This is a genomic window from Rhizobium sp. BK529, from assembly GCF_014194105.1.
Lineage (GTDB): Bacteria > Pseudomonadota > Alphaproteobacteria > Rhizobiales > Rhizobiaceae > Rhizobium.
Genome location: NZ_JACIAU010000001.1, coordinates 2,595,875 through 2,609,967 on the forward strand (window position 1 = coordinate 2,595,875; position 14,093 = coordinate 2,609,967).

12 protein-coding genes are annotated in these 14,093 nt (G+C 59.3%); 5 read left to right on the forward strand and 7 right to left on the reverse strand.

Annotated features, from left to right (window positions below):
• Positions 1 to 178 precede the first annotated feature (178 nt).
• The 6 genes from FHX08_RS13185 to FHX08_RS13210 all read right to left on the reverse strand — a co-directional run bounded on the left by FHX08_RS13185 (position 179) and on the right by FHX08_RS13210 (position 8,352).
• Positions 179 to 1,393: a cell wall hydrolase gene (locus tag FHX08_RS13185; protein ID WP_184327226.1), complete on the reverse strand. Its 1,215-nt coding sequence runs from the start codon at positions 1,391 to 1,393 to the stop codon at positions 179 to 181.
• A 165-nt stretch (positions 1,394 to 1,558) separates the two neighbouring features.
• A complete protein-coding gene (locus FHX08_RS13190; protein WP_132652456.1) occupies positions 1,559 to 3,457 on the reverse strand; it encodes a potassium transporter Kup in 1,899 nt (632 codons plus the stop codon).
• A gap of 18 nt (positions 3,458 to 3,475) precedes the next feature.
• Positions 3,476 to 4,453: a magnesium transporter CorA family protein gene (locus FHX08_RS13195; protein ID WP_132652458.1), complete on the reverse strand. Its 978-nt coding sequence runs from the start codon at positions 4,451 to 4,453 to the stop codon at positions 3,476 to 3,478.
• Positions 4,454 to 4,855: 402 nt separating this feature from the next.
• Complete coding sequence (locus tag FHX08_RS13200) at positions 4,856 to 6,010, reverse strand: Mrp/NBP35 family ATP-binding protein (RefSeq protein ID WP_132652460.1); 1,155 nt, start codon at positions 6,008 to 6,010, stop codon at positions 4,856 to 4,858.
• A gap of 536 nt (positions 6,011 to 6,546) precedes the next feature.
• On the reverse strand, positions 6,547 to 7,278 hold the full coding sequence (locus FHX08_RS13205) for a LuxR family transcriptional regulator (protein ID WP_132652464.1): 732 nt from the start codon (positions 7,276 to 7,278) through the stop codon (positions 6,547 to 6,549).
• A 258-nt stretch (positions 7,279 to 7,536) separates the two neighbouring features.
• A complete protein-coding gene (locus FHX08_RS13210; protein ID WP_245508242.1) occupies positions 7,537 to 8,352 on the reverse strand; it encodes an IclR family transcriptional regulator in 816 nt (271 codons plus the stop codon).
• Between the two features lie 135 nt (positions 8,353 to 8,487).
• On the opposite strand from FHX08_RS13210, the gene FHX08_RS13215 reads away from it, so the two are divergent.
• The 5 genes from FHX08_RS13215 to FHX08_RS13235 all read left to right on the forward strand — a co-directional run bounded on the left by FHX08_RS13215 (position 8,488) and on the right by FHX08_RS13235 (position 12,544).
• Positions 8,488 to 9,249: an SDR family NAD(P)-dependent oxidoreductase gene (locus FHX08_RS13215; protein ID WP_132652467.1), complete on the forward strand. Its 762-nt coding sequence runs from the start codon at positions 8,488 to 8,490 to the stop codon at positions 9,247 to 9,249.
• A complete protein-coding gene (locus FHX08_RS13220; protein ID WP_132652469.1) occupies positions 9,249 to 10,166 on the forward strand; it encodes a 2-dehydro-3-deoxygalactonokinase in 918 nt (305 codons plus the stop codon). The genes FHX08_RS13215 and FHX08_RS13220 overlap by 1 nt, the downstream gene beginning before the upstream one ends.
• A 14-nt stretch (positions 10,167 to 10,180) precedes the next feature.
• A complete protein-coding gene (locus FHX08_RS13225; protein ID WP_132652470.1) occupies positions 10,181 to 10,813 on the forward strand; it encodes a 2-dehydro-3-deoxy-6-phosphogalactonate aldolase in 633 nt (210 codons plus the stop codon).
• Between the two features lie 4 nt (positions 10,814 to 10,817).
• Positions 10,818 to 11,705, forward strand: coding sequence for an SMP-30/gluconolactonase/LRE family protein (locus FHX08_RS13230; RefSeq protein WP_132652472.1), 888 nt, complete (start codon positions 10,818 to 10,820; stop codon positions 11,703 to 11,705).
• Positions 11,706 to 11,926: 221 nt separating this feature from the next.
• Positions 11,927 to 12,544, forward strand: coding sequence for a PRC-barrel domain-containing protein (locus tag FHX08_RS13235; protein ID WP_132652474.1), 618 nt, complete (start codon positions 11,927 to 11,929; stop codon positions 12,542 to 12,544).
• Between the two features lie 67 nt (positions 12,545 to 12,611).
• On the opposite strand, the gene FHX08_RS13240 is transcribed toward FHX08_RS13235, so the two are convergent.
• Positions 12,612 to 13,979, reverse strand: coding sequence for a bifunctional diguanylate cyclase/phosphodiesterase (locus FHX08_RS13240; RefSeq protein WP_132653210.1), 1,368 nt, complete (start codon positions 13,977 to 13,979; stop codon positions 12,612 to 12,614).
• Positions 13,980 to 14,093 lie beyond the last annotated feature (114 nt).

Below are 14,093 nucleotides of genomic sequence, written 5' to 3' on the forward strand. Positions count from 1 at the left end.
ACCCGATTTCTCCGAAAGAATCCGCTTTCGAATGGGTCAGGACGGCGAAAAATTGGCAATCAGCGACCCTTTTGCCTTAAGCGTGTCGCGGTCTTTCGGTTTCGCATTCCACGCTTTACGCTTTTGTTTTCGGCACGTCGTTATCGCAAGACCGCTGCAAACTTTCGCGCGACATTCTTTAGCTCCAGCCACCACCGTAGGTGCGATAGAATACATGCATACCAATGCGGCCGACTTTTTCCATGGTCTTTGCCCAATTCGGCCTAACATAGACAGCATGGTAATGCGTCGCCGAGCCAACCTGTGGCAGCCAGATCCTGCCGGCGGTCACGGCCATGGCCACATCGCGGGCGACGCGCCAGTGATATTGCGAGTTCACGCGGTCCTTGATGTTGTCGCAGGCAAAGGAAAACTGGCAGCGGTTGCGCCAGTCCTCGTTCTGGTAAACGACGCCGCAGATGGTCTTGGGATAGGCCGGATTGCGGACCCGGTTGAGGATGACCTGGGCAACGGCTGCCTGCCCTTTCACAGATTCGCCACGCGCCTCGAAATAAATGCCTGACGCTAGGCACTGCTGTTCGCGGGCGGAAAAGACACTGGGCGGGAGGATGCTTGCAGCCCATGCATGATCCTTCGGGCCGATCTGCGGGACGAAACGGCCTTCCTCCCTGTCGGTCAAGATCGAATCGAAAGGCGATTGGCGAGAATAATCCGGCGCGGCAGGCGCATAGGCCGTTGCCAGCACATCCGCCTTGTCGCTGGTCACCAGACTTGCCAGCACGGCCGGTATGGCATCGTCCTGCTGCGGAACCGGCTGCTTCTTATAGAAGGCCGTGGCGATCTCGATTTCCTTGCCTTTGATCGCTGGCTTCACGAAGGCCGACTTCTCCTTGAGGTCGAAGACAGGGCGGAAAAGAAGCTTGGTGCGTTCGAGGATGGAACCGGCCGAGAAATCCTTCGGCGGCTGCACCTTTTCCACGGCAACGACGCGGCCTTTCTTGGCGTTACGGTTGACGCGGTCCTCATCCGGGATCGCCTCATTGCCCTTCTCGCCGGCAATGAATGCAACTTTGCGGCCATCGGGCAACACCATACCGGCACCGGCAGCGATCGAACCGGTGACAGCGGGATCGGCAAATGCGAGTTCGGCCTGATGAATGGAGCCGGCCGGCGAGTTGGTCAGAACCATGCGCCAGCTTTCGCCATCATTGTCGAGACCGGCAAGCATGGTGGCGAGATCTGCATGAGAAGCGACGCTCGGGAAGATCAGCCATCCGGCAACGCCGAAGATCGCGGGAGAAACCCAGTTCTGGGGCAAGAGACGCAGCTTGCTGCGGGAACGGCCATTTCGACGCAACGCGGACTCCAGGCATGGGACGCAGGACAGTCCCAAGAAAATCTCGCATTAACCTTGATAGCTGGTTAACGACCTGTGCCGGAATATGCCCATGAAGATATTGCTCTGATGCCGCTGACGTTTTCATGAGATGGAGCATCTCATTGTGTGCCTATCACAGGAATGGGAGAGGACGAAATCGTGCCCTCTCCTTCCTTCTCGTCAGATGATGACGTGCGAACCCAGTTCCACCACGCGGTTGGCCGGCAGGCGGAAATAGTCCGAGGGGTTGGCGGCCGCATTGGCGAGCGCGATGTAGAGGCGGTCCTGCCAATAGGGCATGCCGGATTTGGCATCGGGCACCAGCTTGCGGCGACCGAGATAGAAGGACGTCGTCATGATATCGAATTTCAGGCCGGTCTTGCGCAGCGCGGCCAGCGCCTGCGAGACGTTCTGCGATTCCATGAAGCCGAACAGCAGCTCGACGCGGGAGAATCGTTCGGAGATCTGCTCCACCTTGTAGCGCTCCTGTGGCGAGACACGCGGCTTGTTCACCGTGCGGATCGTCAGGATAACATTGCGATCATGGAGCACGTGGTTGTGCTTGAGATTGTGCAGCAGCGCGGCAGGTGCGGAATCCGGGTCGCTGGTCAGGAAGATCGCAGTGCCCGGAACATGGGCCGGCGAATGCTCACTCTTGCGCTCGATGGAGCTCACGAAAGAGGCGAGCGGAATGTCGGTATGGCGAGTCTTTTCCGTCAGGATCGCCGTACCGCGGCGCCAAGTCCACATGATGACGGTGAAAGCGGTCGCGATCATGATCGGGATGTAGCCACCGTCATGGATCTTCAGGAGGTTGGCGCCAAGGAAGACCAGTTCCAGGGCGACCAGTGGCAATAGCGCCGTGATGGTGACCGGCAGCGACCAGTTCCAGCGGACGCGGACGAACTCAAAGGCCATGACCGAAGTGACGACCATCGCGCCGGTGACCGAAATACCGTAGGCGGTGGCCAGCGCATCGGAGGTCTTAAAGCCGAGCACCAGGAAGATGACTCCGAAGAACAGAACCGCATTGACCGAGGGCACGAAGATCTGCCCGGTATTGGTCTCGGACGTGAAGAGGATTTCCATGCGCGGCAAGAAGCCGAGGTTGATCCCCTGGCGCACCAGCGAAAAAGCGCCCGTTATGACGGCTTGGCTAGCGATGATGGTGGAGGCGGTCGCAAGAATGACGACCGGCAGCAGCGCCCACTGCGGATACATGAGATAGAAGGGATCGGACATTGCCGCCGGATTGCCGAGAACGAGCGCGCCCTGCCCCAGATAGTTCAGCGTGAGCGACGGGAAGACCAGGGCAAACCACGCCCACTGGATCGGGCGACGACCGAAGTGACCAAGGTCCGCGTATAGCGCCTCCGCACCCGTGACGGTCAGGAAGACAGCGCCGAGAACGACGACACCGTAGAAACCCTCATGCAGCAGGAAACTGACGGCATAATAGGGATTGAAGGCGGCGAGAATGCCGAAATCATCTGAAATATGAGCGATGCCGGCAGCGGCCATGACGAGAAACCAGAGCGCCATGATTGGACCGAAGAAGCGGGCGACGGCACCCGTGCCATGCGACTGCACGACGAAGAGCAATGCCAGGATCGCCACAGATATGGGCACGATATAATCCGTCAGGCTCGGGGTCACGAGCTTCAGACCCTCGACGGCCGAAAGCACCGAAAGCGCCGGGGTGATCATCGCATCGCCAAGAAAGAGCGCCGCGCCCATCAGGCCGAGCAGCATCAGCAGGGCAGTGTGGCCGTTGGCGGTCTTCATCAGGAGGGCCAACAGCGATAGAGTGCCGCCTTCGCCATCGTTATCGGCGCGCAGCAGGAAGAGCACGTATTTGATGGTGACGATGATGGTCAGCGCCCAGATCATCAGGGAAATAAGGCTGATGACCTCGAAACGGGTGAGACCATCGTGGGCGACCGGCTTCAGCGCTTCGCGGAACGCATAAAGCGGGCTCGTGCCGATATCTCCGTAAACGACGCCTACCGAGCCCAGCGCAAGATAGAAGAGCTTGCGCGGCCCTAGGTGACGCTCGTGAGAATGGCTTTCTTCAGACATGAAGCAGTTACAGGCTCCTTAGAGCCAGCCTTTCCAGCGGAAAAAGAAGAAGGGAATGACGGCGGAGATCACCATGAGGCCCAGCGAGTAGGGATAGCCCGCGCTCAGGTGCAGCTCCGGCATGAACTCGAAATTCATGCCATAGATGGAGGCGACCAGCGTCGGCGGCAAGAACACGACCGAAGCGATGGAAAATATCTTGATGATGGCATTCTGTTCGATGTTGATGAGGCCGAGCGAGGCGTCGAGGAGAAAGGTGATATTGCCGGCGACGAAGGAGGCGTGTTCCGAAAGCGACTGGATGTCGCGCGAAACCGTGCGGCAAAGCTCCTTGGTCTCCTGGTCGTGCTGCACGGCAGGGATCGTGTAGAAGAAAGTGAGAAGGCGCGAGAGCGAACCGAGGCTGTCGCGCAGTTTGCTGATCATGCGGTGATGGCCGGCAATGTCCTTCAGCTTCTCTTCGAGGTAGTTCGAGGGCTTGCGTATCTTCCTGGCGCGATCGCCGAAGACGTGGACCGACAGAATGTCCAGCCGGGACACCGAGACTTCCAGAACTTCGGCCGTGCGGTCGACGATCGTTTCCAGAAGCTTGGCGAGAAGAGCAGCACCACTGCGCCATTGCTCGGGTATGCGATGCAGAGCAGCAATAAAAAGCGCGAAAGACTTCGGATGGGCATAGCGGATGGTCACCAGCCGGTCGCCGGCCAGAATGAAGGCGACGTCCGTCAGGGTTGGAGCTTCCGTCTCAGCCTTCCATATCAGAGACGCCGTCATATAAACTGCGTTGTTTTCGACATAGAGGCGCGCCGACGGCTCGATCGCCCTGAGATCGTCACGGGTCGGCACTTCGATACCAAGGATCTTCTCGACATGCAGTTCCTCCTCGCGAGTCGGTTCGACCATGTCGATCCATACCACATCCGCCGGAAACTCCGGAGAATTCGCTAGGTCGCGAATCTCGATCGATTTGCAGTTGGAACAGTATGCGGTGATCACAGTCCGCATCTCCGGCGCCGGCAACGCCCGGCCATCCTAATCCTTTTCATCGAAAGCCCATCCATGCGGTCGCGAGCGCGACGGGGCCAGGCGCGCGCGGCATCGATCGTAACGGAAGCAGATAAAAAGAGTTCATACAACTCCGGCCATATACGGCCTTTCCGGTCGGGTCGCTCCACCGCATCGCAGTCACCAATCCTTCGATCGACAAGTCAACCCCGAATATGCAGTAAGGCCGTAACCTTCATCGACAGGCGGCCATCGCAGAGCATTTGCAGACGCGCCATCATGACGCCGGCGCGCATATGAAGCAAACCCGGAGAATAATCAAGACACCTTACGTGAACTGCGCCTTTTCATCTCATTTCCCCCACAATTTGGGGTAAACGGCCAAGTGATTCGCTATTCGAAGACGATGGCGGGCGCTTCGCGCTGCGGCTTTTCGCCGATCTGCTCCCATACTTTGGCGGCGATGGCGCGGTAGATTCCGGCCACGGTGCCATTCGGATCGGAGGCGACAAGCGGCGTTCCCGCATCGGACGTTTCGCGGATATTCATGGTCAGCGGCACTTCGCCAAGGAAGGGTACGCCGATACGCTCGGCCTCCTTGCGGGCGCCGCCGTGGCCGAAGATGTCATAGCGCGTGCCTGTGTCGGGCGCGACGAAATAGCTCATGTTCTCGACGATGCCGAGAACCGGCACCTCGACCTTGCGGAACATATTAAGTCCCTTGCGGGCGTCGATCAGCGCCAGATCCTGCGGCGTGGAGACGATCACGGCGCCGGAAAGCGGCACCTGCTGGGCCATGGTAAGCTGGGCATCGCCGGTGCCGGGCGGCATGTCGACGACGAGAACATCCAGTTCGCCCCAGGCGACTTCACGCAGCATCTGCAACAGCGCGGACTGAACCATCGGCCCGCGCCAGATCATCGCGGTCTCCTCATCAACGAGAAAGCCCATCGACATGACCTTAAGGCCGTAATTTTCCATGGGGTTTATGATGCGACCGTCGATCTGAGTCGGACGGCCGGAAATCTTTAGAAGGCGCGGCATGGAGGGGCCGTAGATATCGGCATCGAGGATCCCGACACGAAGGCCGTTCGCCAGCAGACCGAGGGCAAGATTGACGGCCGTTGTTGACTTGCCGACACCACCCTTGCCCGATGCGATGGCGATGATGGCGCCGATGCCTGGAACGCCGATCTTGGCCGTGCGCGGCTGCTGTTGCTGCGGCGCGTGGGAGTGGCCGTGATGGCTCTGGCTCGCCTGGGGTGCGGGTCGCGCTGCAGGTGCATTGGCGGCGGCTTTCTTGTCAGCCGTCAGCGCCACGAGCGCGCCTTTCACGCCTGGCATTTCCCTGATGACACGCTCCGCAGCGAGCCGCATCGGCTCCAGTTCCTGGGCGCGTTCGGCCGGTACGGTGATGGAGAAATAGACTTTGCCATCGGAGATGAAGACGTCGGACACCATGCCGAGTTCGACGATATTGTGCTCCAGATCCGGCCCGCGCACGGTCTTCAGCGTTTCCAGAACCTGTTCCTTGGTGACCTCGGTCATTCCATCCTCACTGCTTTTCCCCGCATAAATAGTGGAGGGTGGCAGCTTCGCCAAACAAAATCGGGCGGCGCAAAAAATCTCCCATCGAATGGAATGGCAGCGGGTTCTCTTTCCGTTGCGGCCATCAAGTCCGCCGGGCTTTCACCCTGATGACCGCAACGGACTCCCCGAGAACCGACGCAATTCGGGGCGAGTTAGCGCAAGCTGAAAAAAAGGCCAGTAAAAATTTGAAGAAATCGTGCGGTTTCGGAACAGCGGCTAAACGCGGTTGCCTAAACGCAACAACCGCCGCTGATATCGAAATACCGGGAAAGCGGCAACGATGTCAGGCGGCGGCATGTCGGTCGCACCGTTGAACTGGCGCTGTTTTCAAAGTCCCCTCTGGACCTCTGCCAGGACCGATGCAGGAAGCGTGCCAGCTGCGAAATTTGCTGAAAAAGGATGATAATTATCAATCTGGGCAGCCGAATTAGGAATGTACGCTCAGATTTTGAGCAGCCCAGCGGTTGCTGACGTTAATTTAGGCTGGCTACACGTTACTTGATGAGGCCGATGCGCAGGGCCTTGGCAACAGCCTGCGTGCGGTTGACCGTATCCAGCTTCTTGGTGGCGCGATTCAGATAATGATTGACCGTATGTTCCGAGAGATCGAGAATTTCGGCAATCTCGGCGCTGGTCTTGCCGGCCGCCGTCCAGTTGAGGCAATCGATCTCGCGATCCGTCAACGTGTCTGTCATGCGTGTATCGAGGTTGCGGATCTCGGCAAGTCGATCGAAGACATGAATGGAGATGTAGCTGAGTTCGCGCATCTCGGCCGGCGTAAAGGGTTCGCGATCACCGGCAAAGGAGACCGCGCCCCGCGCGCCCGACGGTTCATGCGTCGGAAAATAGGCGCAGCGCATCATTTTGAAGCGTTCGAAGAGGGTGGCAACAAGGCCCGATTTGCCATCGTCACGCGGCCAGTTGGCGCGTGCTGTGTCGTAGAAGAACGGCAAGGTCGACGTGCGCAGTCTCCGCAGGACCGGACTGTTCATCATCAGCCCCTCCTGATCGTAGATGGATAACAATTCTGCCGGCCAGCTCGTGATGATCGTATTGCCCTGCAGATCGAAGGAGGTGATCGGCGGCAGGTTCAAAACCATGAAGGCCCGGCTGCGATAGGCCTCAGTCACCCGTTTCATGAAGCGGAAGATGTCGAACTGGGTCTTGAGACTGGCGACCTCCTGGACATAGGCGTCTTCCACCGAAGTTTGCGGTAAGCTTGCCATCAGATTTTTCGCCTTCGAGCCGGGCTTTGGGTAAACCGCTGGCAGCCTGTATGGAAAAAGGTCAGGTACAGGTGGGTTACACAACGCCCGTCAGATCAATAGGATTCAGCCTCGGCGGGCAGCGCGTTCGGCCGGTGAATTGTCGATGATTTCGCGGACGACCCCAGTTGGCGTGATTCGCCGTCAAATCTCAATAACACACTTATCATAAGCATGCTATGTATGGACGTCCAGCAACTGACCATCGTCAAATTGGCATCATCGCCGTGGACCGAGGCGGATGCGCATCTCGTCCATGATTTTCCGCGCGGTCATTTGAACCGGAACGGCCCATGCCTGGAGAAGTTCCATCGACAGGCGATAAGCGGGGCCGGTGACAGAGACCCCGCCGATGAAGGATCGGTCGTCCGACCAGATGGGAGCAGCAACACAGCGGATACCCGCCTCGTGCTCCTCCCGATCGTAGGCGTGACCGACAGAGACAATATCGCGGATCTCCGCCAGCAAGGTTTCAGCATTCATATGCGTCGCCGAGGTGAAACGGTTGAAATGCAGGCTGCGAAGCAGTTCGGAAAGTTTGTCGGCTGTCAAAACCGAAAGGGCCGCCTTGCCGACACCGGTACAATAGCAGGGTGAGGCATTGCCGATCTGTGAATACATGCGCACCGGCTGATGCCCTTCGACCTTGTCGAGATAGATGATGGAGGAGCCGCGCAACACACCAAGATGGACAGTCTCGCCTGTCTCCCGATGCAAGGCGGCCAGATGTGGTGCCGCAATCAGGCGGAATTCGTTGCGTGCCCAGCTGCGCGAGGCGAGATCGAGCAACCGCAGGCCCGGCGCGTAACGCCCCTCGGCATCGATTTCAAGAAGCCCCTCCTCCACGAGATGGCCGAGCTGGCGGTGCAGCGTGCCGCGCGGCTGACCCGCAAGCGCGAGGATATCAGTAAACCGCAAGGGAGCATCGGAATGGGTGACGAGATCGAGCAGCACCATCAGCTTGCCGAGCGTGCCGGTATCACGCGGCGTGCTCGCGTCACGCGACGCATCATCATTATCGTCTACCTGGGCCATGCGGTCGCCGCCTGATATCATCGCCTTTCCTGCCCCTTGACAGGAAAGGCAGCCTAATTCGATAATTCCACATAGTCAAATAAAGTTCCAAATAATGGAATTTTTCGAATACCGGGAGGAGAGACGGTGAATACTATGTCTGCACAATTCCCCGAATTCAGGGACCGCACGGTGCTGGTAACCGGCGGCGGCTCGGGGATTGGCGCCGGTATCGTCGAGGGCTTCGCAAGACAAGGTGCAAAGGTCTCCTTCCTCGATATTGCCGAGGCTGAAAGCCGGGAACTGGCGGAACGGCTTTCGAGAGAGAATGTGCATCCGGTGACCTTCTATCACGCGGATCTCCGCGACATCGATGCCATCAGGCGTACCGTGACAGAGGTCGTCGAAAAATCCGGACCGATCCGGGTGCTCGTCAACAATGCCGCCTGGGACGACCGGCACGAATTCAATGACGTGACCGAGGAATATTGGGACAATAACCAGGCGGTCAATCTGCGCCATGTCTTCTTCACCTCGCAAGCGGTTGCACCTTCGATGCGGGAGGCCGGTGGCGGAGCGATCATCAACATGTCATCGATCGCCTTCAAGCTGAACATGGGCGTCTTTCCCGCTTATGCGGCCGCGAAAGCCGCGGTAATCGGCCTGACGAAAAGCATGGCCGGAAGGCTTGGGCCTGAGAATATCCGCGTCAACTGCATCCTGCCGGGCATGGTGGTGACCGAACGGCAGATGAAGCTGTGGCTGACGGAGGAGAGCATTGCCCGCTCCATGCAGGGTCAATGCCTGAAAGTAGTCTTGAAGGCAGATGCGATCGTCGGTCCGGCTCTTTTCCTTGCATCCGACTGCGCCGCCGGGATGACCGCGCAGTCCCTAATCATCGATGGAGGCGTTCTTTAATGGCAATTCCCGCTTATGTCGCGGTGGACTGGGGCACCAGCAGCTTCCGGGTCTGGCTTATCGGTACCGACGGCAGCATACTCGCTGAGCGCCGCAGCAGCGAGGGCATGACGACCGCGGCCAAGACCGGCTTTTCTCAGGTTCTCGAAGGACATCTTGCGGCAGTCGATGCGCCAGCCGATCTGCCGGTTATCGTCTGCGGCATGGCGGGCGCGCGGCAGGGTTGGGTGGAGGCCGGTTATATCGATGTGCCGGCTTCGCTTTCCTCGATCCTGTCAGGAGCAGTCTCCGTGCCAGGCGAACGCCGAGACGTGCGGATCCTGCCAGGCCTTGCGCAGCGCGATGCGGCTACACCCGATGTCATGCGCGGCGAGGAAACTCAGCTTCTCGGCGCGCTGGGGCCTGACAGCGAGGGAACCCAGGCTGTCTGCATGCCCGGCACGCATTCGAAGTGGGTGCATGTCAGCGATGACAAGGTCACCGGCTTCTCCACCTTCATGACGGGCGAGCTTTTCGACGCCATCACCAAACATACGATCCTCATGCATGCGGTCGCCGGCGCCGAGGATCAGCCGGCCGATGCGGCCGCCTTCGAGGCAGCGGTCGCCGCAGCCTTCAAACGGCCCGCACTCGCCTCCAACCTGATCTTCACCGCCCGTTCCGGCCAGCTTCTGCACGGTATTTCGGCCGCCGCCGCCCAGGCAAAACTCTCGGGCACACTGATCGGCCTCGAAATCGCCGGCGCGCTGCAGGATGCCAGCAGGGATACGGCGATTACCCTCGTCGCTTCCGGACGCCTGCAGGCGCTCTACGAGCTGGCCTTCCGCACGCTTTCCCTCTCCTTCAACGCGATCGATGCCGATGCTGCCGTTCGCGGCGGCCTTTCGGCTGCTGCCAAGGCCATCTGGCCGAACTGAGAAAGACATTTCCTATGAACCGTATCCCCTTCCCCGATATGAAGCGTCCGCTGATTGCCATTCTGCGCGGCATCAAGCCCGAGGAAACCGAAGCCGTGGTCGGTGCGTTGATCGAAAACGGCCTAACGGCGATCGAGATCCCGCTCAATTCGCCTGAGCCCTTCAAGTCCATCGAGATCGCCGCCAAGATGGTGCCGGCCGAGGTACTCATTGGCGCCGGCACCGTTCTGACCACGGATGCAGTCGACAGCCTTCATAATGCCGGCGGCCAGCTGTTGGTGACACCGAATGTCGAACCCGATGTGATCATCCGCGCCCGCGACTATGGCATGGTGACCATGCCTGGGGTCTTCACGCCGACGGAAGCTCTGCAGGCGGCCCGCGCGGGTGCGACCGGCCTCAAATTCTTCCCTGCCAGCGTTCTCGGCCCTTCTGGCATCACCGCAATCCGCGCCATTTTGCCGCCGGAATTGGTCATTGCAGCGGTCGGTGGTGTGTCGGACAAGAACTTTTCCGACTACACGAAGGCCGGCATTCTCGCCTTCGGCCTCGGCACCAGCATTTACAAACCGGGAATGACTGCCGCAGAGGTTGCCGAGCGCGCCAAGGCGACCATCTTAGCCTATGACGCAGCCATAGGAGCGTAGTCATATGACTGATATTTATGAATTCGAGGGCAAAACACTTTGCAATACCAATTCGGTTCTCGGTGAAGGCCCCACCTACGATCCCATTACCGATACCGTCTGGTGGTTCAATATTCTCGGTAAGGAGCTTCACGAGCTTAATCTTTCGACCGACGAAAAGAAGGTGCATCCGCTGCCAATGATGGCAAGCGTGCTGGCTCGTATCGATTCCGGCCGCCAGTTGCTGGCGACAGAAGAGGGGCTTTTCGTGCGGGATATCGCCGGCGGGAACCTAACCTTCTATGCGGCGCTGGAAAACGACAAGCCGGAAAACCGCTCCAATGATGGTCGGACGCATCCGTCGGGCTCGCTCTGGATCGGCACGATGAGCAAGCGCGCCGAGAACCAGGCGGGCGCGATCTATCACGTGGCTGGCGGCAAGGTGACGAAGATCTTCAGCGGCATCAGCATTCCGAACTCCATCTGCTTTTCGCCCGACGGGACGATCGGCTATTTCACCGACACGCGCATCAGTCGCCTCATGCGCGTCATGGTCGACCCACAGACCGGTCTTCCCACTGGCGAGCCGATCGTGATGGTCGACAGCATGGACGAACCCGGCGGGCTGGACGGTTCGGTCTGTGATGCCGACGGCTATATCTGGAACGCCCGCTGGGGCGCCGGCGTCGTCGACCGCTACAGCCCCGATGGTCTGCGTATCGCTCGCTACAAGGTCCCGGCCGCGCAACCTTCCTGCCCCGCCTTCATCGGCGCCAATGCTGACCGACTTGTGGTGACGACGGCCTGGGAAGGGCTGGACGAGGATGCCCGCTCCGCCCAGCCGAGCGCAGGCGCGCTACTCGAACTCGGAATCACCGTGAAGGGCATTTTCGATCCGGCCTATGTGATCTGAGGGCAAGGCCTGGAATTCAGAAGGCGCTCCATTGCGGGGCGCCTTTGCTTTTCCAGCTGGTTTCCGGACAAAGTTCCGTGAAAATCGTAAAATTTTCCGTGTCTTCGTCCGGAACCAATAGGCGTATCGGTCATTTCACTTTCGGACCGCGCGGCAGGATGTCTGCAAAACGGGCGCTGCCGGGCCAGAGATTATGCAAGCAACCGAAAGGTAGGTTCGAAATGACACGCAAACTTCTGACGACCGTCGCCGCTGGCGCCTTGTTTGCCACGGCTTTCGCGCCGGCGGCATTTTCGCAGACGGCACCGCAACCGGCCAACCCCGCTGCCCCAACGCAGTCTGCACCCTCCGATGCGACCCCGGCGCCAGCAAAACCGATGGCGCCTGCCGGTAATGCAGCACAGGCTCCGGCCCCGGCACCGAGCACAGATACAGCTCAGGCAGGCAGCGGCAGCTATCTGACGCAGCAGGCCGCGGACCAGATCAGCGCCAACACCTATATCGGCCAATCGGTCTATAACGGCAACAATGAGAGCATTGGTAAGGTCAACGACCTGATCATGAAGAAGGACGGCGGCCTTGTTGCAGCCGTGATCGGTGTCGGCGGCTTCCTCGGCATCGGCGAAAAGAATGTCGCCGTTCCGATTGCAAAGATCACCGTCGCACAGAATACGCAGGACGGCTCCGTCAAGCTGACGACCACGGAGACTGCCGAGTCACTGAAGGCTGCTCCCGAATTCAAGACACTGGCCATGCAGTCAGCTGAAAAGGCTCCGGCATCAACCGGTACTGGCATGCCGACGGACAATACCGCGACGGGTTCGACCACCAACAAGTAACTCGTATGGTGAGTAAAAGCGTAGGCGACGGCGTCCCTTGAGGGCGCCGTCGTTTTTGCCTCTGCTGCTAAGCGCTGACACGTTCCGTCGCGTTGATATCGTAACAGTAGTTCTCGTGCAGGAACCGCAGCGTGGCGATGCCATCAGCGGGCCTGCCAAAATGGTAGCCCTGCCCCATCCCGCAGCCTAGCATGCGCAGCTTGACCGCTTCCGAATAATCTTCGATCCCCTCGGCCACGACTTCCAGTTCGAGGCCTTCGCACATAGCAAGGATCGCCTTGATGATGTGCTCGGAGGCACGATCGGAATTGATCCGCGAGACAAAGGCGCGATCGATCTTGATCTTATCGAAAATGAAATCGCGCAAGCGTCCGAGGCTCGACTGGCCGGTACCGAAATCATCCAGCGAAATGCGTACGCCGGCAGCCCTGAGATCGGCGAGAATCCGGTGAGCGGTATCTGCAGAGCCCATCACAGCCGTCTCGGTGATCTCCAGCTCGAGACGGTGCGGATCGAAACCGACTCGACCAAGGATCGACAGAATGCTGCTGCTTGTCCCCGGATCCATGAGTTGGGCCGAAGACAGGTTGAAGGACAGGAAGAGCTCGCGCGGCCAGGAAAGTGCGGCTTCGGCAGCCTTGCGCAGCAGCGCTTCCGACAGGGCATCGATGAAACCGCGCTCTTCGGCAAGCGGCACGAAGACGCCGGGGGAGACGAAACCGAGATCAGGATCGTTCCAGCGTGCAAGCGCCTCGAAGCCTACCACCTGATTGTTGGCGAGCGAGACGATTGGCTGGAAATGCACGTCGATCGCGTCTGATATGATGGCGTTTCTGAGCGCCTGTTCGAGCTGGGTCGCCCGCTTCATCTCCTGCGCGATCTCACGCGAATAAACAGTGATCTGACCGCGACCGCGGCGTTTGGAGCGATAGAGCGCTGTTTCGGCACTTTTCAAAAGCTCGTCGCAATCCTCGCCGGCAAAGGGATAAATCGCAAAACCGAAGGAAGCGGAAAGGCGCACGTTGCGGTCGCCGAGATCATAGGGCGCCGACAGGACTTCGCGGATCATCTGACCGAATTTTTCGGCACTGGCGCGCTCGAAAACCAGCGGCAGAATGAAGGCGAACTCGTCGCCTTCATGACGGGTCACGAGAGCCCCGTCGGGGATGCAGGCCTTCAGGCGATGAGCGACCTGGCACAGGATTTCGTCGCCGGCGGCAGAGCCGAAGAGATCGTTGATCGGCTTGAAACTATCCAGATTGGCAATGCCGATGGTGAAGGGTGCCGGGTCGCTGGCGCGCTCGGCAGAAATCTGCATCACCTTGTCCCGCATACGATGCCGGTTTCCCAACCCGGTCAGCGGATCGGTATAGGCCATTGTCTGCAGCTCGTTCTGACTTACCATCACGAATGGTATTTCCGCCGACACCATCACTCGAAACCCAAGGTTTTCCTCCACACCCTGGCGGAGAATGACCGGCAAATCTTAACAATTCGATAGTAAATCGGCAGCGATACAACCCAAAGCATTCCCCAAATCTGGGAATTG